At 65.1% G+C, this 19,914-nt stretch carries 17 protein-coding genes; all 17 read left to right on the forward strand.

The window, feature by feature from the left end; translation table 11 throughout:
* Positions 1–143: 143 nt before the first annotated feature.
* Positions 144–1,265, forward strand: coding sequence for a GuaB3 family IMP dehydrogenase-related protein (locus tag PT282_RS03710; RefSeq protein ID WP_277168222.1), 1,122 nt, complete (start codon positions 144–146; stop codon positions 1,263–1,265).
* A 464-nt stretch (positions 1,266–1,729) separates the two neighbouring features.
* Positions 1,730–2,242, forward strand: coding sequence for an Rv3235 family protein (locus PT282_RS03715; RefSeq protein WP_277168223.1), 513 nt, complete (start codon positions 1,730–1,732; stop codon positions 2,240–2,242).
* Between the two features lie 77 nt (positions 2,243–2,319).
* The gene (locus PT282_RS03720; RefSeq protein WP_277168224.1) at positions 2,320–4,368 is read left to right on the forward strand and encodes a long-chain fatty acid--CoA ligase; all 2,049 of its coding nucleotides are present in this window, start codon (positions 2,320–2,322) and stop codon (positions 4,366–4,368) included.
* 4 nt (positions 4,369–4,372) lie between these two features.
* The gene (gene def, locus PT282_RS03725; protein WP_277168225.1) at positions 4,373–4,855 is read left to right on the forward strand and encodes a peptide deformylase; all 483 of its coding nucleotides are present in this window, start codon (positions 4,373–4,375) and stop codon (positions 4,853–4,855) included.
* A gap of 435 nt (positions 4,856–5,290) precedes the next feature.
* Positions 5,291–6,139, forward strand: a complete 849-nt coding sequence (rpsB, locus tag PT282_RS03730; RefSeq protein ID WP_277168226.1) for a 30S ribosomal protein S2 — start codon at positions 5,291–5,293, stop codon at positions 6,137–6,139.
* Between the two features lie 81 nt (positions 6,140–6,220).
* Positions 6,221–7,072 (forward strand): translation elongation factor Ts, encoded by an 852-nt coding sequence (gene tsf, locus PT282_RS03735; protein WP_277168227.1) that lies wholly within the window; start codon positions 6,221–6,223, stop codon positions 7,070–7,072.
* Positions 7,073–7,307: 235 nt separating this feature from the next.
* Positions 7,308–8,057 carry a UMP kinase gene (pyrH, locus tag PT282_RS03740; RefSeq protein WP_277168928.1) on the forward strand — a complete coding sequence of 250 codons (750 nt, stop codon included), beginning with the start codon at positions 7,308–7,310 and terminating at the stop codon, positions 8,055–8,057.
* A gap of 65 nt (positions 8,058–8,122) precedes the next feature.
* Positions 8,123–8,677 (forward strand): ribosome recycling factor, encoded by a 555-nt coding sequence (gene frr / locus PT282_RS03745; protein ID WP_277168228.1) that lies wholly within the window; start codon positions 8,123–8,125, stop codon positions 8,675–8,677.
* 45 nt (positions 8,678–8,722) lie between these two features.
* Positions 8,723–9,724 (forward strand): phosphatidate cytidylyltransferase, encoded by a 1,002-nt coding sequence (locus PT282_RS03750; protein ID WP_277168229.1) that lies wholly within the window; start codon positions 8,723–8,725, stop codon positions 9,722–9,724.
* 433 nt (positions 9,725–10,157) lie between these two features.
* Entirely contained in the window at positions 10,158–11,342 is a 1,185-nt protein-coding gene (gene rlmN, locus PT282_RS03755; RefSeq protein WP_277168929.1) for a 23S rRNA (adenine(2503)-C(2))-methyltransferase RlmN, read from the forward strand.
* 450 nt (positions 11,343–11,792) lie between these two features.
* Positions 11,793–15,080, forward strand: coding sequence for a leucine-rich repeat domain-containing protein (locus PT282_RS03760; RefSeq protein WP_277168230.1), 3,288 nt, complete (start codon positions 11,793–11,795; stop codon positions 15,078–15,080).
* Between the two features lie 317 nt (positions 15,081–15,397).
* A complete protein-coding gene (gene hisF, locus PT282_RS03765) occupies positions 15,398–16,168 on the forward strand; it encodes an imidazole glycerol phosphate synthase subunit HisF (RefSeq protein ID WP_277168231.1) in 771 nt (256 codons plus the stop codon).
* 123 nt (positions 16,169–16,291) lie between these two features.
* Positions 16,292–16,726 carry a phosphoribosyl-AMP cyclohydrolase gene (gene hisI, locus PT282_RS03770; protein WP_277168232.1) on the forward strand — a complete coding sequence of 145 codons (435 nt, stop codon included), beginning with the start codon at positions 16,292–16,294 and terminating at the stop codon, positions 16,724–16,726.
* A gap of 86 nt (positions 16,727–16,812) precedes the next feature.
* The gene (gene lgt, locus PT282_RS03775) at positions 16,813–17,766 is read left to right on the forward strand and encodes a prolipoprotein diacylglyceryl transferase (protein ID WP_277168233.1); all 954 of its coding nucleotides are present in this window, start codon (positions 16,813–16,815) and stop codon (positions 17,764–17,766) included.
* Between the two features lie 286 nt (positions 17,767–18,052).
* On the forward strand, positions 18,053–18,718 hold the full coding sequence (gene rpe / locus PT282_RS03780; RefSeq protein WP_277168234.1) for a ribulose-phosphate 3-epimerase: 666 nt from the start codon (positions 18,053–18,055) through the stop codon (positions 18,716–18,718).
* 43 nt (positions 18,719–18,761) lie between these two features.
* Positions 18,762–19,025 carry a phosphoribosyl-ATP diphosphatase gene (locus PT282_RS03785; protein WP_277168235.1) on the forward strand — a complete coding sequence of 88 codons (264 nt, stop codon included), beginning with the start codon at positions 18,762–18,764 and terminating at the stop codon, positions 19,023–19,025.
* 37 nt (positions 19,026–19,062) lie between these two features.
* Positions 19,063–19,914 (forward strand): ATP phosphoribosyltransferase, encoded by an 852-nt coding sequence (gene hisG / locus PT282_RS03790; protein ID WP_277168236.1) that lies wholly within the window; start codon positions 19,063–19,065, stop codon positions 19,912–19,914.

The following is a 19,914-nucleotide window of genomic DNA, read 5'->3' on the forward strand; positions in this document are numbered from 1 at the left end:
CCGGCGCGATCGCCCATCCATTTCGTTCGCAGCCATTGTTACTCGATTTTGTTACGGGCACCGCAGGTGCTCACACTTCGGAACGTCCGGTGGCGCGCGGCCCGAAGTGTCGTCCGTCACACGCGAGCATTAGTCTGGAAACCATGACTCAGGAAATTGAAATCGGTTTGGGCAAGAAGGGCCGTCTGGCCTATTCGCTGGACGACATCGCCATCGTGCCCTCACGCCGCACCAGGGATCCGAAGGATGTATCCACCGCCTGGCAGATCGATGCCTACCAGTTCGACGTGCCCGTCATCGGCGCGCCCATGGACTCGGTCACCAGCCCCGCCACGGCCATCGCCATGGGCAAGCTGGGCGCGCTGGGCGTGCTCGACCTCGAGGGCCTCTGGACCCGCTACGACGATCCGCAGCCCCTGCTCGACGAGATTGCCACGCTCGACGGCGCCAAGGCCACCGAGCGCCTCCAGGAGATCTACAACGAGCCCATCAAGCCCGAGCTGATCGCCAAGCGCTTGCACGAGATCCGCGACGCCGGCGTCACCGTCGCCGCCTCGCTTTCCCCGCAGCGCACGCAGGAGTTCTCCGCCGATGTCATCAAGGCCGGCGTCGACCTCTTCGTAATCCGCGGCACCGCTGTCTCCGCCGAGCACGTCTCGCAGGACCACGAGCCGCTCAACCTCAAGAAATTCATCTACGACCTCGACGTGCCGGTCATCGTCGGCGGCGCCGCCAGCTACACCGCTGCCCTGCACCTGATGCGCACGGGCGCCGCGGGCGTCCTGGTTGGCTTCGGCGGGGGAGCGGTCTCCGCAACCCGCGCCACCATCGGCGTGCACGCGCCGCTGGCCACCGCCATCTCGGACGTGGCCGAGGCACGCCGCGACTACATGGACGAGTCCGGCGGCCGCTACGTGCAGATCATCGCCGACGGCGGCATGGGCACCTCGGGCGCCTTCGTCAAGGCGATGGCCATGGGCGCCGACGCCGTCATGCTCGGCACCCCGCTGGCACGCGCCACCGAGGCTCCCGGCAAGGGCATGCACTGGGGCGCCGAGGCGCGCCATCCCTCCCTGCCGCGCGGCCTGCGCACCAACGTGGGCACCCTCGCGCCGCTCGAGCAGATCCTGTTCGGGCCCAGCCACCGTGCCGACGGCACCGAGAACTTCATCGGTGCGCTGCGTCGAGCCATGGCCAGCGCCGGCTACGTCGACCTGAAGAGCTTCCAGCATTGCGACGTCGTCGTGGCGCCGCAGCGGGGCTAGTCCCGGCCTGCCGAAACGTCCGCGTGGCCCGTCGCCTCTCACCAGGCGGCGGGCCACGCTTTCGTTATATGGCGGTGTCGGCAGGCCGGTTATGCCTTGCGTGCGCCATCCGATTGGCGTGCTCGTTTCGTCCGGCATCGTGATGATGGGGACGTCATGCCCGGCACCGTGATGATGGGTCTGCCATGCCCGGCTTCTTGATGGTTAGCTCGTCATACTCGACATCGTGACTACAGGCCCACCATGACCGGTGCCGTGATGATGGGGTCGTGATGATGGGGCCATCGTGTTCGATGTCTCTCCAACTATCCGGTCCGATATCCAGGACTCCACAAGATATGTCCACAAGGCCTTGCCTCTATTGCCGTTTCCTGTTGCACTGGGACCACGACCCCGTGCCAGCACCGTCGCCGCTGGATGCCGGCACGGCGGACTGAAGCAGAAGACGAGAAGCAAGGAGACGTATGGACATGCCAACGATGCAGCTGGCCGTGCGCAGCCCGTTCCCGCAGGCCAGGCCACGCGAAGGGCTTCCCGCCTGCGATGGCTCGATACGCGTGGAGCTTTCCAACAGTCCCGTGCCCTACCACATGGCGCGCTGTTACCCGGGAAGGCTGGACGCGGGGCAGTGCCGCCACTTCGCCATGCTCTCGTGCCGCATCGCCTGCATGAGCCTCGACATCGTGCGCGGCCGCACGCCCCCGCAGGTGCTGCAGCGCACCGTCTCGCCGCCATGCCTGAAACGCCTGGAGACCATGAGCTACTTGCTGGAGAACCACATGCGCACCCATCAGGAGCTGAGGAAACAGCTTTGTTACCTGCCGGCGATTCCCTCTCTGGTCTACGGCACGCTGGTGAGCCCCGAGACCAGCGAGGCCGTGGTGAGCCTGTTCGTCGGCGATATCAGCTACTGGGTCAACCTCGTGTTCAAGCAGGTCGGGGCGCGTTGGATGTGCACCCTGGCCGACCTCGGCTGAGCCCGCGGAGCACCACTTACCGCAACGAAAGTTACGTTACCGTAGGATTGGTGCCACGAGCGCGTATAGTGGAAACCATGTTGCGAGAATTCTATTTGGATCCTGTCACCAAGACCACCGACAAGGACACCATCTATTCCCTGTTATCCAAGCGCGCCGGCAAGGACCCGGACGGAGACATCGCCGAATGGCTCGATGGGCAGACCCACCAGTGGCACACGGTCAGCGCCGGCGAGATGCTCGCCACCGTGCGTGCCGTCGCCAAGGGCCTCATGGGCCTGGGCGCCAAGGCCGGAAGCATGGTCGTCATCTACGCCGCCACCAGCTACGAGTGGGGCGTCGTCGACTTCGCCTGCGCCGCCATCGGGGCCGTGAGCGTGCCGATCTACGAGACCGACTCCGCCAAGCAGGCCAAGGGGATCGTCGAGGACGTCGACCCCATCATCGCCTTCGGCGGCGACGCCGAGCACGCGCAGACCCTCGAGCAGTTCCGCCAGGAGCGCGACGGCCTGAAATACGTGTTCAACCTGGGCGAGGACGGCCTCGACGCCGTCTCCGACTTCGGCACCTCCGTGAGCGACGAGCGCCTCGATGAGGCCATCTCGCGGGTGCGCGCCGACGACATGCTCACCATCGTCTACACCTCCGGCTCCACCGGCAAGCCCAAGGGCGTCATGCTCTCGCACCGCAACTTCGTCTCCACGGCCTTCATCGGCTGGGCGGTGCTCGACGACATGCTCTACCAGCCCAGCCGCCTGCTGCTCTTCCTGCCCCTGGCCCACTGCTTCGCCCGCTACATCCAGTACGTGGCGATCGGCGCGCACGGCGTGGTTGGCTACACCTCCAGCGCCAAGCATCTGCTCACCGACCTGCGCACCTTCCAGCCCACCTACCTGCTGGGCGTGCCGCGCGTCTTCGAGAAGGTCTACAACGCCGCCTCGCAGAAGGCTGGCGAGGGCCTGCAGGGCCGCGTGTTCAGCAAGGCGTTCGACCACTTCGTGCGCTGGAGCAAGGACGAGCAGGAAAGCCGCGGGCACACCGGCCGCGAGCGCTTCATGCACCGCTTCTACATGAAGACCGTCGGCGCCTCGGTGCGCAGCGCCCTGGGCCCGAAGCTCAAGTACCTGGCCTGCGGTGGCGCGCCGATGAACGCCGATCTGGCCCACTTCTTCAACGGCATGGACGGCATCACCTTCATCCAGGGCTACGGCATGACCGAAACGGCCGCCCCCTGCATCGTCGCTTTCCAGGACTTCAACAAGGTCGGCGCCGTGGGCCGCCCGGGCTGCGGCATCGCGGTCAAGCTGGCCGACGACGACGAGCTGCTGATCAACGGCGAGGACGTCTTCCTCGGCTACTACAAGCAGCCCGAGCTCACCGCCGAGGCCACCGAGCCGGGCGGCTGGGTCCACTCCGGCGACATCGCCCAGATCGACGACGACGGCTTCGTCTACATCACCGGCCGCAAGAAGGACATCATCATCACCGCCGGCGGCAAGAACGTCAGCCCCGCCCCCATGGAGGACACCATCGGCACCTGCCCGCTGGTCTCCCACGCCGTGGTCATCGGCGACGGCCGACCCTTCGTCGCCGCGCTCATCGAGCTCGACCCGGAAATGACGCGCTCCTGGCTGGCCAACCACGGCATGGACGCCGACATGCCCATCGCCGAGGTGTGCGCCAACGACGCGGTGCGCTCCTGCGTGCAGCAGTACATCGACCAGGCCAACAGCTCCGTCTCCCGCGCCGAGTCCGTGCGCAAGTTCGTCATCGTCCCCGACGAGTTCACCCAGGAAAACGGCATGCTTACCCCGAGCATGAAGGTGGTGCGCGGCGAGGTGCTCAAGCACTACGCCGAGCTCATCAACACCAGTGTCTATACTCCGAAGACGAAAGCGAAGCCCGCCCCGTCCGCGGCGGCCGGCTTCATCGACAAGACGGCCTCGAGCGTGCGCCAGGCCACCGATTCGGTCACGCCCAAGGTGCGCAAGGCCTACGAGCAGGCCAGGCAGAACGTCGGTTCCCTCAAGGCCCAGCGCGGCCACGGCCCCACTGATGGGGCCGACGAGGGCGCGGGGGAGCGGCCCGGCGGGTCCGGCGACGAGGCCAAGAGCCAAGAGGAGTAACGCATTGACCATACGAGAGATTCGTGTCGTACCCGATCCCGTGCTGCGCACGCCCTGCGAGCCGGTCAAGGAGATCACACCCGCCGTGCGCAAGCTGGTGCAGGACCTGCTCGACACCGTCGACGACCCGGGCCGTGCCGGCCTTTCCGCCAACCAGATCGGCGTGGGGCTGCGCGTCTTCTCCTACAACATCGACGGCAAGCTGGGCTACGTGATCAACCCGGTCGTCGAGGAGACCAGCGGCGAGCAGTACGGCGACGAGGGGTGCCTGTCGGTGCCGCAGCTCTGGTACAAGACCCGTCGCGCCGACTACGCCCGCGTGCGCGGCATCAACCTCGACGGCAAGACGATCGTGGTGGAGGGCCGCGGCATCATGGGCCGCATGCTCCAGCACGAGACCGACCACCTCGACGGCCACATCTACCTCGACCGCCTCGAGAAGGAGGAGCGCCGCGAGGCCATGCGCCGCATGCGTCAGGCCCGATAAGGCGAACACCGGAATCGGGACAGACTCAAGGCCCGCACCGCGTCATCCGAACGCCGTGCGGGCCTTTCGCATGCTCCCCGCTGTTTTGGGATATGCGGACGAGTGGCCTTTCCCATGGCACGCCGCATCCCTGGCATTGGCCCTCGCATGACATCGGCTGGCGAACCCCGGGACGCCGACGCCGCGAGCGGACGCCGCAGACGGTGACGCCGGCAGAGAAACATATACCTTGGCCATGGTATCCTTGGCTCTTGTGCGCCGGATTGGCTCCTCGACCGTCACGTCGTCGATGGGCCGCACCGATTATCGTCAACAAACGGCGCGCGAAAATCGCGTCATGCACGTGATGGGCTGTGTCGGTCGGCGTCCCGCTTGCGGGCCGTTGCACGCAGACCCGCATGACCAGGCAATAACCGACTGAAAGGTAGCATTACCATGGCTCAGATCACTATGAGCGAAATGCTGAAGGCAGGCTTGCACTTCGGCCATCAGACCCGTCGTTGGAACCCCAAGATGAAGCAGTACATCCTGATGGAGCGCAACGGCATCCACATCATCGACCTGTTCAAGTCGCTCGATCTGATCGACAAGGCCTACGACTTCGTCAAGCAGACGGTCGCCCACAACGGCACCGTGCTCTTCGTCGGCACCAAGAAGCAGGCCCAGGAGGCCATCTCGGCCCAGGCCACCCGCGTCAACATGCCCTACGTCTCCGAGCGCTGGCTCGGCGGCATGCTCACCAACTTCCAGACGGTCTCCAAGCGCGTCTCGCGCCTCAAGGAGCTCGAGGAGATGGACTTCAGCGACGTGCACGGCAGCGGCCTGACCAAGAAGGAGCTCCTGCTGCTCGAGCGCGAGAAGAACAAGCTCGAGAAGCAGCTCGGCGGCATCCGCAACATGAACCGCACGCCTTCGGCCATGTTCGTCGTCGACATCAACAAGGAGGCGCTGGCCGTCCAGGAAGCCCACAAGCTGAGCATCCCGGTCGTCGCCATCGTCGACACCAACACCGATCCCGACCTCGTCGACTACCCGATTCCGGCCAACGACGACGCCATCCGCGGCGTGGAGCTGCTCACCAGCCTCATGGCCGACGCGGTGGCCGACGGCCTGCTCGAGCGCAGCGGCAAGGCCGAGAAGACCGAGGACAAGGCCGAGCAGCCGATGGCCGCCTGGGAGAAGGACCTCTTGAAGGACAAGGACGCCGCCCCCGCGGCCGAAGCCAAGTCCGAGGCCCCCAAGGCCGAAGAGGCCGAGGCCAAGGCGGAAGAGCCCAAGGCCTGACCTTGACCAATGGCAGTGGCGGCGCCGGCGCATGCAACCGGAGCCGCCACTGGCGCATGAAACCTTTAAAGGAGATATGAAATGGCAGCAGTTACAGCAGCTTTGATCAAGCAAGTGCGCGACGACACCGGCGCGGGCATGATGGACGTCAAGAAGGCGCTCACCGAGGCCGAGGGCGATGTGGCACGCGCCAAGGAAATCATCCGCGCCAAGGGCATCCAGGCCGCCGGCAAGCGCGAGGGCCGCGCCGCTCAGGAGGGCACCATCGCCTCCCGCGTGGTCGACACCGACAAGGGCCAGGCGGGCTATGCCGTCGAGCTCAACTCCGAGACCGACTTCGTGGCCAAGACCCCGAAGTTCGTCGCCTTCACCGACAAGGTGCTCGACGACGCGATCGCCGCCGGCGCGAGCAACGTCGACGAGGTGCTCGCGGCCAAGAGCGAGGACGGCACCGTCAAGGAGAGCGTCGAGGAGGCGGCAGCCCTCTTCGGCGAGCACGTCAAGGTCGGCCAGGTCGCCAAGATCGAGGGCCCGAAGGTCGAGATCTACGCGCACAAGAAGTCCGCCGAGATGCCGCCGAGCATCGTCGCCATCGTCGCCACCGACGAGAAGGGCGCCTCCGTGGCCCACGAGGCCGCGCTGCAGATCTCCGCGATGGGCGCGAAGTGGCTCACCCGCGAGGACGTGCCGGCCGAGGTCGTCGAGTCCGAGCGTCGCGTGGCCACCGAGAAGTCCCAGGCCGAGGGCAAGCCCGAGAAGATCATCCCGAAGATCGTCGAGGGCCGCATGAACGCCTTCTACAAGGACAACGTGCTGCTCGAGCAGGAGTACGTCAAGGATTCCTCCAAGCGCGTCGGCGACCTCTTCAAGGAAGTCGGCGGCCAGCTGCTCGCCTTCGCCCGCATCGAGGTCGGCAAGGGCGACGAGAAGTAAGTCGCGTCCAGTGGTGATTCTCCTCGAAGGCGCGGTCCGCAGGGCCGGCCGGTAGGGGAGCGCAAGTAGACGAAAATGGGGATGGCATCGCCTGGTGCCGTCCCCTTTCGCATATCCGGCCATCACGTTCGCAGGGCCACCGGCGCGGCCGCCGCATGCGGGCGCATCCCTGTCGCCGCGAACGGATATCCTAGAGAACCGGAATGTGCCCACCAACCAGGACGGAGAGCCGCAGATGACGGACGACGACAAAGGCAAGACAGTTCGACGAGTGATGCTGAAACTTTCCGGCGAGGCGTTCGGAGGGGGCAAGATCGGCATCGACACCTTTGTCATCCGGCGCATCGCACAGGAGATCCACGCCGCGCAGCAGCAGGGCGTGCAGACCGCCATCGTGGTCGGCGGCGGCAACTTCTTCCGCGGCGCCGAGCTGCAGCAGGCCGGCATCGAACGCAACCGCGGCGACTACATGGGCATGCTGGGCACCGTCATGAACTGCCTGGCGTTGCAGGATTTCCTCGAGCAGGAGGGCCAGGCCACGCGCGTGCAGACCGCCATCACCATGGGCCAGGTCGCCGAACCCTACATCCCGCTGAAGGCCATCAGGCATCTCGAGAAGGGCCGTGTGGTCATCTTCGGCGCCGGCGCGGGCATGCCGTACTTCTCCACCGACACCGTCTCCATCCAGCGCTCCCTCGAGATCCACTGCGACGAGGTGCTCATGGGCAAGAACGGCGTCGACGGCGTCTATACCTCCGACCCGGAGAAGGATCCGAACGCCAAGCGCTTCGACACCTTGAGCTACCGCCGCGCGCTGGTCGACAACCTGGGCGTGATGGACGCCGCGGCGCTCTCCATGGCCCGCGACAACAACAAGCACATCCGCGTCTTCGGCCTCGAGCAGGCCGGCAACGTCACGCGCGCCCTCACCGGCGAGCCCATCGGCACCCTCGTGTCGGGCATCGACTCGAAACTCGCCGACTGACCAGGCCACCCCGGCCCACATCCGCAACCGAACCAGAACCAACCGTTTCCACAAAGGAGCAAATCATGGCAAACGCCGTAGAACAAGCCAAGACCCAGATGAACAAGTCCGTCGAGGCCACCAAGGAGAACTTCTCCGGCATCCGCACCGGCCGCGCCAACCCAGCGCTCTTGAACGGCCTGATGGTCGACTATTACGGCGCACCCACGCCGATCAAGTCCGTCGCCTCCATCGGCGTGCCCGACGCGCGCACCCTGGCCGTCACCCCCTTCGACGGCTCGCAGGCCAACGCCGTCGAGAAGGCCATCCGCGATTCCGACCTGGGCGGCAGCACCCGCCGCGATGGCAACGTCATCCACATGACCATGCCGGAGCTCACCGAGGAGCGCCGCAAGGAGTACGTCAAGCTCGCCAAGACCAAGGCCGAGGACGGCAAGGTCGCGGTGCGCAACATCCGCCGCAAGGCCAAGGAAAGCATCGACAAGGCTGTCAAGGACGGCGACATGGGCGAGGACCAGGGCGACCGTCAGCTCAAGGAGCTCGACAAGGTCACCAAGCAGACCACCGAGTCCATCGACTCCCTGCTCGAGGCCAAGCAGAAGGAGATCATGGAGGTCTGACCCTCCCTGAGGCAAGGCGGAGGAACAGGCTCGAAAGACGGGACGATGGCAGAAGAGAATCACAAGGGAGCATCCGGCGAGGCCGGGGCCACGATCAGCGACATCAACAAGAAGACCGGGCGCAACATGCCGCAGGCGGTGGCGACCGCGGTCCTGCTGATCGCCATCATCGTGGCGTGCCTGCTGGTGCGCATCGACCTCTACGTCCTGCTCATCGTCGTCTTCCTCATCCTCGCGCTGGTCGAGCTGCGCGTCGACTTCGCGACCGTGGGCCTGCACATCCCCGCCGTCACGCTTTCGCTGTGCTGCGCCGGCACGCTGCTGGCCGTCTATTACGCGCCACGCCACGTCCTGGCCGGCGCGCTGGGCGTCGTGGTCTCGCTGGTGGCGGTGGCCATCATGGGCAGTCTGCGCCACAAGGTCGGCGACCGGCTCTCCGCCGCCGTGCAGGGCAAGAAGACCACGGCCTCGCCCGCCTCGCAGACGGCCCGCGCCAAGGGCGACGCCGTCACGAAGGTCGGCGCCGCGCAAGGCGAGAAGAGCCTCGACAACGTGGCCGTCTCGCTGTTCATCGTGCTCTACATCCTGGTGCTCGCCAGCTGCATCATCCTGCCCGAGACCTTCAACGGCCATCCGGTGGCGCACGCCATCATGGTCATCTTCCTGCCCGCCCTTTCCGACACCGGCGGCCTCTTCGCCGGCGCGTGGCTGGGGCGCCACAAGCTCTCGCCGCGCATCTCGCCGAAGAAGTCGGTGGAGGGGCTCGTGGGCTCCATCCTGCTGGCCATGGCCGGCGCCTTCGTCATCTTCGCGATCACCTACCCGGGCCTGTGGGCCAGCCGCTGGTGGGTGCCGGTGCTCATGGGCGTCATGGTCGGCATCCTCGGCACCTTCGGCGACCTGTGCGCCTCCATGCTCAAGCGCGACATGGGCATCAAGGACATGGGCCACCTGCTCAAGGGCCACGGCGGGGTGATGGACCGCGTCGACTCGATCCTGCTGTGCGCGCCGTTCTTCACGCTCGTGCTCTGGGCGACCGGGCTGTAGGCGCGAGTCTGGTTGCGGGCTCGGTCGAGAGATCCGGGCATGGATTATGCGGGTATCGGGAACCGTGGGCTTATGACCGTGTACCGAGTCATTGGCGACAATGTGATGGCATTGTAGTGCCATTGACCTGCGGGAGACGGGCGTAGGATCTACGAACCCACCGAGCCAACGCTCGGAGACGGATGATCAACGACCGGCAACGAACCATGGAAACGGGCGACCGGTGGTCGATGATTGGCGATCCGCGACGAACAGACAACGGATGGTCAATGGCGAATGACCGACGACCAACCATGAACGAGCAATGGCGAATAACCAACGATCAATAATGAATGACCGAAGAAAAGGCGATGGATTTCCAATGACCGACGAACACACGCAGACCGCTGCCGATACCGTGACCGGCTCCGCCCCCGCTTCAGCGCGAACGCAAATGGAAGCGCAAGCCGTCACCGGCGCCGACGCCCCCGAATCCGGCACCGTCACCGGCGGCAAGGCCGGCGCCTTCCGCGAGGTGCTCTCGAAGAAGCACGCCCGCCGCGGCAAGCCGCCGCTCCACTTCGCCGACATGGATGAGGAGCAGCGCATCGAGGTCGCCAAAGAGCTTGGCATGCCCAAGTTCCGCGTGCGCCAGCTCGCCAACCACTACTACGCGCATTTCGACACCGACGTCGACGCGTTCACCGATTTCCCCGAGTCCCAGCGCCGCAAGGCCAAGGAGGCCTTCTTCCCGACCCTCATCACCGAGGTCACCCACCAGGTGGCCGACGACGGCATGACCGTCAAGACCCTCTGGCGCCTCTTCGACGGCTCGCACATCGAGTCCGTGCTCATGCGCTACCCGACGCGCGCCACCCTGTGCATCTCCAGCCAGGTCGGTTGCGGCATGGGCTGTCCGTTCTGCGCCACCGGCGGCCTGGGGCTGACGAGAAACCTCTCCGCCGCCGAGATCCTGGAGCAGGTGCGCATCGCCGCCAAGGCCATGGAGGACGGCAAGATGGCCGGCGGACCGGGCCGTCTGAGCAACGTGGTGTTCATGGGGGAGGGAGAGCCGATGGGCAACTACAGGTCCGTGCTCTCCGCCGTGCGCCAGATCAGCGCCATGCCGCCGGAGGGCTTCGGCATCTCCGCGCGCAACATCACCGTCTCCACCGTCGGCGTGGTGCCGGGCATCAAGAAGCTGACCGCCGAGGGCATCCCGGTGCGCCTGGCCGTCTCGCTGCACGCGCCCAACGACGAGCTGAGAAACGAGCTGGTGCCGATGAACCGCCGGTTCAACTCCGAGCAGGTGCTCGACGCCGCCCACGACTACTACCTCGCCAGCCACCGCCGTGTGAGCATCGAGTACGCGCTGATGAAGGGCATCAACGACCAGGCAGAGCACGCCCGCCAGCTGGCCCACCGCCTCAACCACTACGGCGACGAGTGGGTGCACGTCAACCCCATTCCCCTGAACCCCATCGAAGGCTCGAAGTGGACCGCCTCCAAGCCCGAGGACGAGCGGCGCTTCCTCGAGATTCTGCACAGCGCCGGCATCGCCGCCACCCTGCGCGACACCCGCGGCTCCGACATCGACGGTGCCTGCGGCCAGCTCGCCGCCAAGAACATCAACGCCTAGCCGCCGAGGGGAGTGGTCTGGCCGGCTGGCTGTCGCGGAAGCTACATTTGTCTGACCGGGCACGTCCAAACGTTGCGTTTGTAGCTGAGAAGTTTGTGGAGGCTACGTTTACAAGGTTAGGTGGTTCTTCGTCTTGCTTTTGTAGCCGGGATGTTGGCGGAGGCTACATTTGCAAGGTTGGGGAGTGCCTTGTCTTGCTTTTGTAGCTGGAATATCGGTTGAGGCTACATTTGCGTCATGGGAATTCGCCTCGTGTTATGTGTGCCGGATGGCCGTTGTCGGATGGGTGTCGGCGATGCGATCGACCGCTGGCCACATGTTGGGTTTCCGGCTGTTTCCCGTGTGTTACGCGTTTGGTATCACATTGCGCTAGAATGTAATCCTGTTGGTCCGTTAAGCGCCTGGTTTGAGCGATAAGCCGCTTCGGCGGGTGAGCAAGAGGATTGCGCAATGAGAAGGTTGGTGTCGGGCGTGGCGACGGTGTTGGCCGCGTTGTCGATGTTGCTCGGCCTTGCTCCGTCGCTGGCGTCCGCCGCCACTCTCGATCGGGGGGGGGTATCCGTCGCTGAGCCTTCGCACGGCTTGATTTCCCATGGCGGGGAGCCGAGGGACCATGGGTTGGCCGATGCGGGTTCTCCGTTGGGCGGCCGTGGTTCCGGCGGTGCGGGTGGTGTGGCCGCGCGTGATTATGACGATTGCGATCCTGACTATTGCGACCATTCGGATGGCACCACTTGGAACAATCCGATCAACCAGTTCTTTCCCGATCCTGTGGTTGCTCAGGCGGTAGCTGACAAGCTGGGTGTGAGCGTCACCGCCTCCTTCACCCTGCAGATGGGTGATTCCATCACCAGCCTTGATCTCAATAACAAGGGCGTCACGAGTCTGGACGGCACCGAGTGCTTGCGTAACATGACGTCGCTTGCTGCTAAATACAACAACATCTCCAAGCTGCCTTGGCTGAAGATGGCAGTTTGGTCCCAGAACTGGAAAAGTCTCAAATCACTTGATCTTGCCCACAACCAGCTCAGGAACGTTCATCAGCTCGAATACGTGAATGGTCTGACGTATCTCAGTTTGTGCGACAATAAACTAGATGACAGCGGCGACTTGCAGGCGCTGAGGGGTCTGCCGGACGGGAACGGCAACTATCCCGAGCAGACGCTTACCTATCTGGATTTGAGCATCAATCAGATTTCCGATATCAGCAGTCTTAGGAACCTGACCAAGCTGCAGCATTTGTTTGTCAATGTCAATACGATATCCGTCCTTCCCAATCTCTCAGGACGGCCCTGGCCACAGCTTGTCGAACTCAATCTTGGTTCGAACCAATTGACGGACCTGACGCAGCTGAAATACGTCACCTCCGTGCAGAGCCTGGCTCTTTATATTGACAAGCTTGATGACAGCTCCAATTTGGCGGCGTTGCAGTCGTGCACGCATTTGAGACAGCTTGATCTGACTCATAACAACATCTCGGACCTGGGTTTCCTGGCTCCCATGATGTGGCTGGTAAACGTGTATCCCGGTGACAATGAGATCGCGGATATGTCGGTGCTTGCGAGACTGCCGAACCTGTTGGAGCAGCCCACGCCAGCCTGGCCCGTTCCGCTGGCTTACCAGCGTCTGACCGCGCCGAAGCAGCGGGCGAGGACGGGTAGGCCGCTGACGCTTGATGTGGCGGGGATGCTCAAGGGTGGCGATAACTCGTCTTTGGCGCTTTCCGACGCGAATCCCTCGGCCGAGTTCAGCTCGGCCAACGGCAAGGCGACGTGGCAGTCGGTGCCGGCCGGTGGCACGAGTGCGACGGTGAGGTTCAGCGAGCCGGTGCCGTTCGGCTCGTCGGGGGCGACCACGGAGTTCAACGGGACGGTCACCCAGCCCTACTCGTATGGCTTCGACGTGAGCTTCACCGGCCAGGACGGCACGACGCTTTCGCCGACGCAGGATGTCGACGAGGGAGCCAAGGCGACGAGGCCCACCGTCACGCCGACGCCCTCCAACGCGGGGCTGAGCTTCATGGGCTGGGGAGTTCCGGCCGATGGCGCGAGTGGCGGCCGCGGCAGAATGAAGGTCTATGATTTCGATGCCGCGGTCACCAAGGACCTGACCGTCTACCCGCTGTGGGGCGTGCGATGGGGCTCCGGTGGCGCGGCCGGGACGTGCACGATGGGCATCGATACCATCCGGACCTGCTTCCCCGACACGCACCTGGCCGCGAAGGTCGCCTCGACCCTGGGTTCGTCCCGTGCCGTCACCGACGTCCTCACCCAGGCCGACGCCGAGTCGATCGGCGAACTGGATGGTCAGAACAGTGGCATCACCGACCTGCAGGGCATGCAACTGTTGACGAAGATAGCGAAATGCTACCTGTTCAATGGCATTCCCGTTTCGGCGACGCCCAATACCATCAGCGATTTGACGCCGTTGTCGAACCTGGTGTCGTTGGAAAAGTTGGTGCTCTACGACAACCGGGTAACTGACATCAGTATGCTTGGCAAGCTCACGGCGATGCAGTACTTTGATGTGGGCCAGAATTCAATCTCCGACATCTCGGTGCTGGAACACATGCCGAGCATCTGGTATTTGGGACTGCAATACAACCGGATTTCCGATATCGCGCCGTTGAAGAACCTGCATCTGCTACGGGAATGCTATCTCGAGTTCAACAACCTATCCGATCTCGAGCAACTGCGTGACGCGAGCATGCCCAATCTAAGGGTGTTGCAGGTTTCGGATAATGGCAATCTGCCCGATCTGAACCCGGTCGCCCATTTCACCACATTGACGACGTTCAGCGCCCGTGACGATAACGTCACCGACATCACTCCCTTGGCCGGGATGACCCACATGCACGGGCTGGAGTTGAAAGGCAACAGTATTTCGGATTTGACCGCCCTGGCCGGGATGACCGATCTGCGCAACGCGGAGCTGTACGAGAACGACATCGCCGACATCACTCCGTTGGAAGGCATGGGTCGGCTGTCCACGCTTTACATGGCGCACAATAAGGTCTCCGATGTGTCGCCGTTGGCCGGCCTGACAAGCCTGACTCAGGTCGATCTCTCATACAACGCCGTAGCGGATGCATCGGGCCTGCGCAGCCTTTCCAATCTGAACTATCTGAGGATCAATGACGAGGCCATCACCCGTCCGTCGGTCGTGGCGGATCCGGATGTGCGGGTGGAGTCGGCAATCGGCGTGGACGGCACGCATGTGGCGCCGACTGGCGGCTCGATGGCGCCGATGGATGGCGTCTACGATCCGGTGAGTGGCAACGCGGTGTGGGCCAAACGGGCGGAGGACGGCACTGCGTCGCTCGGCTTCGATGCGACCGTTTCCATCGGGTCGGCGTCGGCGGTCTATTCCGGCACCATCACCCAGCCGTACACGGTCACCAAATACGCGGTGACGGTGGACCGGGGCGACGGGTCGGCGCCGACCTCGAACCGGGTCGCGCTGGGCCAGCCGGTGCCCGATCCGGGCAGACCCTCGCGTGCCGGCTACCGGTTCATGGGCTGGACCACGGACACCAGCGGCAATGGGCCGGCCGTGGACTTCGATACGGCGACGGTCTCGGGCGATGTGACGTTGCATGCGATGTGGCGTGCGGTGTCGTCGTCGGTGCCGCTGACCGGCCGGGACCCGTGGGTCTGCTGGCTGCTGCTGGCCGGCGCGCTGGCGCTGGCGGTGCTGGCGGCCCGCCGCACCGCCAGGGCCATGCGCGCCAGGCGATAGGCGGCCGTTGTCCGAGCCCGGTTTGTCGTATGAGTAAATCCCAAAGCTACAAAAGGCTGGCGGATGATCCGCTGCCCAGGCTTTTGGCGCTTAAAGTTCGGTGGAAGCGACAAATGCGTCATGAGGACCGGCTTTATGACCCGTTTGTAGCTCATATTCCAGCGGATGCGACAAATGGGTCATAAGGTCGCCGATTCGCTGTCGTCGCCTCCACGACTTTGCGCCGCTGTCTGCCTGCTGAGACCAAACGTCGTCGCGCCCGCCGGTTCCGCTAGTCTGAGACGATAACGATTGGGACAAAGCGGCGGAGGTGAGCCATGGCATTGGCGGTTCGGGTCATTCCATGCCTGGACGTGGACGACGGGCGCGTGGTCAAGGGCGTGCATTTCGAGCATCTCAGGGACGCCGGCGACCCGGTGGAACTGGCGTCGCGCTATTACGCCGAGGGCGCCGACGAGCTCACCTTCCTCGACGTCACCGCCTCGAGCGGCCACCGGCAGACCATGCGCGACGTCGTCGCCCGCACCGCCGGCCAGCTCTTCATCCCGCTCACCGTGGGCGGGGGCGTGCGCACCGCCGACGACGTGGACGCGCTGCTGCGATGCGGCGCCGACAAGGTGAGCGTCAACACCGCCGCCATCAACGACCCCGGGCTGATCGGCCGGGTCGCGCAACGTTTCGGCAACCAGGTGCTGGTCCTCTCCGTCGACGCCAGACGCGAGCGGGGGGAGCGGCGCACCCAATCCGGCTACGAGCTCACCACGATGGGCGGCCGGCGCAGCACCGGCATCGATGCGCTCGAATGGGTGCGGCGGGCCGAACGCCTGGGTGCCGGCGAGATCCTGCTCAACTCCATGGACGCCGATGGCACCGGCGACGGCTTCGATCTCGAGATGATCCGCGCCGTGCGTGGCGTGGTCGGCCTGCCGCTCATCGCCAGCGGTGGCGCCGGCAGGCTCGAGGACTTCCCGCCGGCAGTCGAGGCCGGGGCCGACGCGGTGCTCGCCGCCTCCGTCTTCCATTACGGCACCCTCACCATCGGCCAGGTCAAGCGCACGCTGCGCGAGCATGGCATTCCCGTGCGCTGAACCGGAGTCCGTTGCATCGGCAGCGGCCCGGCGCCCCACGGTCCGTCATATGGAATGGGCATAGTCACCACAAAGCCGCCCCGCTATGCTTCGAGCTAATACCACGACAAGGAAGACTGGCACATGGCACAACGCACGAACGAAGACGTAAACGCAGACGCGAAGGCAAACGCGAACGTAAACGCGAACGACACCGCGGCAGGCACCCTCGATCCCGCCATCGCCGCGCGGCTCAAGCACGATGACAAGGGGCTCGTGGCCGCCGTCATCCAGCAATACGATTCCGGCCAGGTGCTGATGGTCGGCTATATGGACGACGAGGCGCTGCGTCGGACGCTGACGACCGGCCGCGTCACCTTCTGGTCGCGCTCCCGGCAGGAATACTGGCGCAAGGGCGACACCTCCGGGCACGTGCAGTACGTGAAGGCCGTCTCGCTGGACTGCGACGGCGACGCGCTGCTCGTCGAGGTCGACCAGGTCGGCGCCGCCTGCCACACCGGTGCGCGCTCATGCTTCGAGGCCGGCGGCCCCCTGCCCGCGTCCATCGGACACAGATGACCGGAAGAGGCCGGTGCCCGAAAACGGCCGGCGAGACGCGGTGGCGTATGATGGCTTGCAGTTGTGATTTCGAGCAATGAGGTGCCATGATGCTGAGCTATATTCCCTCGCCGACGATCTCCCGGTTCTCGATAGGGCCGGTGACCATCCGCTTCTACGCGCTGTGCATCCTCGCGGGCATCGTCCTGGCCGTCTGGATCACCTACCGGCGCTGGAAGCGCTACGGCGGCGACTTCGACCAGATCCTCGACATCACCCTGTGCGCGGTGCCCGCCGGCATCGTCGGCGCGCGCCTCTACCACGTGGTGACCACCCCCGAGCGTTTCTTCGGCCCGAACGGCGACCCGATGGAGATCCTGCGCATCTGGCACGGCGGGCTCGGTATCTGGGGCAGCGTGCTGCTCGGGGCGCTGGCCGTGTGGGCGTGGTGCCGCCACAAGCACTATCCCACCGCCCTGCTGGCCGACGCCGTGGCTCCCGCGCTTCTGGTGGCGCAGGCGGTCGGACGCCTGGGCAACTGGTTCAACCAGGAGCTCTACGGCGCGCCGACCACACTGCCCTGGGGCTTGAAGCTCAACACCGCGGGCACGGCCATCGGCCAGGGGGAGCAGTGCTACAACGGTGCCACCTGCCCCACCGGCACGCTGTTCCAGCCCACCTTCCTCTACGAGATGATCTGGAACCTCGTCGGCGCCGCGCTCATCGTCTGGGTCGGCGCCAGGATAGGCCGCCGTCTCAGGGCCGGCAGCCTCTTCGCCCTCTATGTGATTTGGTACACGGCCGGGCGCACCTGGATCGAGGCGCTGCGCATCGACTTCGCCCACGAGTTCCTGGGCGTGCGCGTCAACGTGTGGGTCTCGATGGTCGTCTTCGTGCTCGGCGTCATCGCATTCATCCTCATCCAGCGCCTCGGCTCGCGCACCCCGGAGCTCGCCGAGCGGCTGCGCACCCTCACCGAGGTGGAGGAGCGCGCCGAAGAGGAGCGCGAGGCCGAGCATGAGCGCGCCAGGGCCGAGCGCAGGAGCGGCAAGAAGCAGTAGGCGGCGCGAAGTCGGACACGGCGCCGTTGCCAGTTACGTCATCATGGCGAAACAGCGCCGACACCGATGAGATGGTCCGACGCCTCGACGCCGCAACCGCGGATACCGGTAACGGCCGAGGGCATGACGGCACAACCGCAGACGCCGGTGACGCAGCAACGGAACGACCACAAAAATAGACAAAGTATAATTCATTGTTGCCTATCTGCGGGAATCACGTTTTCGCAACCGACCGGAGCCCTGCTGGCAGGCCGCAAGTCGCTCATATCGCATAGTATGGAAAGCTATGACCATTCAAATCGCACCAAGCATTCTTTCGGCGGATTTCTGCAATCTGCAGCGTGATATCCAGGCCATCGACCACGCCGACATGGTCCACGTGGACGTGATGGACCACCATTTCGTGCCCAACCTCACCCTCGGCGAGCCCATCGTCAAGCGCATCTGCGAGGTCAGCGAACTGCCCGTCGACGTCCACCTGATGATCGAGGACCCGGACCGCTGGGCACCCGAATACGCGAAGCTCGGTGCGGCCTCGGTGAGCTTCCACATGGGAGCCGTACACGCCCCGGTGCGCCTGGCGCGCCAGCTGCACGAGATGGGCTGCAAGGCCTGCCTGGCGGTGCGTCCCGCCGAGCCGGTCGAGCCGATCTTCGACATCCTCGACGAGTTCGACATGATCCTGGTGATGACCGTGGAGCCCGGCTTCGGCGGCCAGAAGTTCCTCGACAACCAGATGCCCAAGGTGCGCCGCCTGCGCGACGAGATCACGCGCCGCGGCCTGAAGACCCACATCGAGGTCGACGGCGGCGTGAGCTCCAAGACCGCGCACATCGTGGCCGAGGCCGGAGCCGACGTGCTCGTGGCCGGTTCCGCGGTCTACGGCGCTAGCGACCGCGACCAGGCGATCGACGATATCCGCACGCAGGCGCAGGCCGCCTACCGCGACTGAGGCCTGCCGGCACGGCAGGAACGGGAAACCGAAAGGGAAGAGGATGAAGACATTCGAATCGCTGTTCGAGGAGCTTTCAGGCAAGGCGGCAGCGCACGCCGAGGGCTCGAAGACCGTCGACGAGCTCGACCGCGGCACCCACTTCATCGGCAAGAAGATTGCCGAGGAGGCGGGGGAGACTTGGATCGCGGCCGAATACGAAGGCGCCGAACGCACGGCCGAGGAGATGAGCCAGCTCATCTACCACCTGCAGGTGATGATGATCGACCGCGGCATCAGCCTCGACGACATCTACCGGAACCTGTAGGAAACCCGACATCAGAAACCCAAGGAGGCGATGACCCATGTTACGAATCGCGGTGCCCAACAAGGGCATGCTCTCCCAGCCCGCGTGGAGCCTGCTCGACGAGGCCGGCTACCAGCTGCGCAGCCAGCCGCGCCAGCTGGTGGTCGAGGACCACGACAACGACGTGGAGCTCTTCTACCTGCGCCCGCTCGACATCGCGATCTACGTGGGCCAGGGCGCCATCGACATCGGCATCACCGGCCGTGACATGCTGCTCAACACCGACACCGAGGCCAGCGAGGACATCCCGTTGGGCTTCGGCGCCTCCACCTTCCGCTTCGCCGCGCCGCAGGATTCGCCGATCCGCACGCTCGAAGACATCGAAGGCAAGCGCATCGCCAGCTCCTTCGACAAGCTCGTGGCCGACTACCTGGCCCGCCACGGCATCACCGCGCGCATCACCCACTTGGACGGCGCCGTGGAATCCTCGGTGCAGCTGGGCGTGGCCGACCTCATCGCCGACGTGGTCTCCACGGGCGCCACCCTGCGCAACGCCGGCCTGCGCACCTTCGGCGAGCCGCTGCTCAGGAGCGAGGCCGTCCTCATCCGCTCCTCAAGCATCGACGCCGACGACAAACGTCTGGTCACCTTCCGGCGTCGCGTCGAGGGCGTGCTCACCGCCCGCCGCTACGTGATGATGGACTACGACGTGCCCGTCTCCAAGGTCGCCGCCGCCGTCGCCATCGCCTCCGGGCTGGAAAGCCCGACCATCTCGCCGCTGCGCGACCAGCAGTGGTGCGCCGTGCGCGTGATGGTGCCGCGCAACGAGGTCAACCGGATCATGGACGCGCTCTACGACGTCGGCGCCCGAGCCATCATCGTCACCGCCCTGCAGGCCTCGAGGATCTAA

The sequence above is a fragment of the Bifidobacterium sp. ESL0763 genome (genome assembly GCF_029433395.1).
GTDB lineage: Bacteria > Actinomycetota > Actinomycetes > Actinomycetales > Bifidobacteriaceae > Bifidobacterium.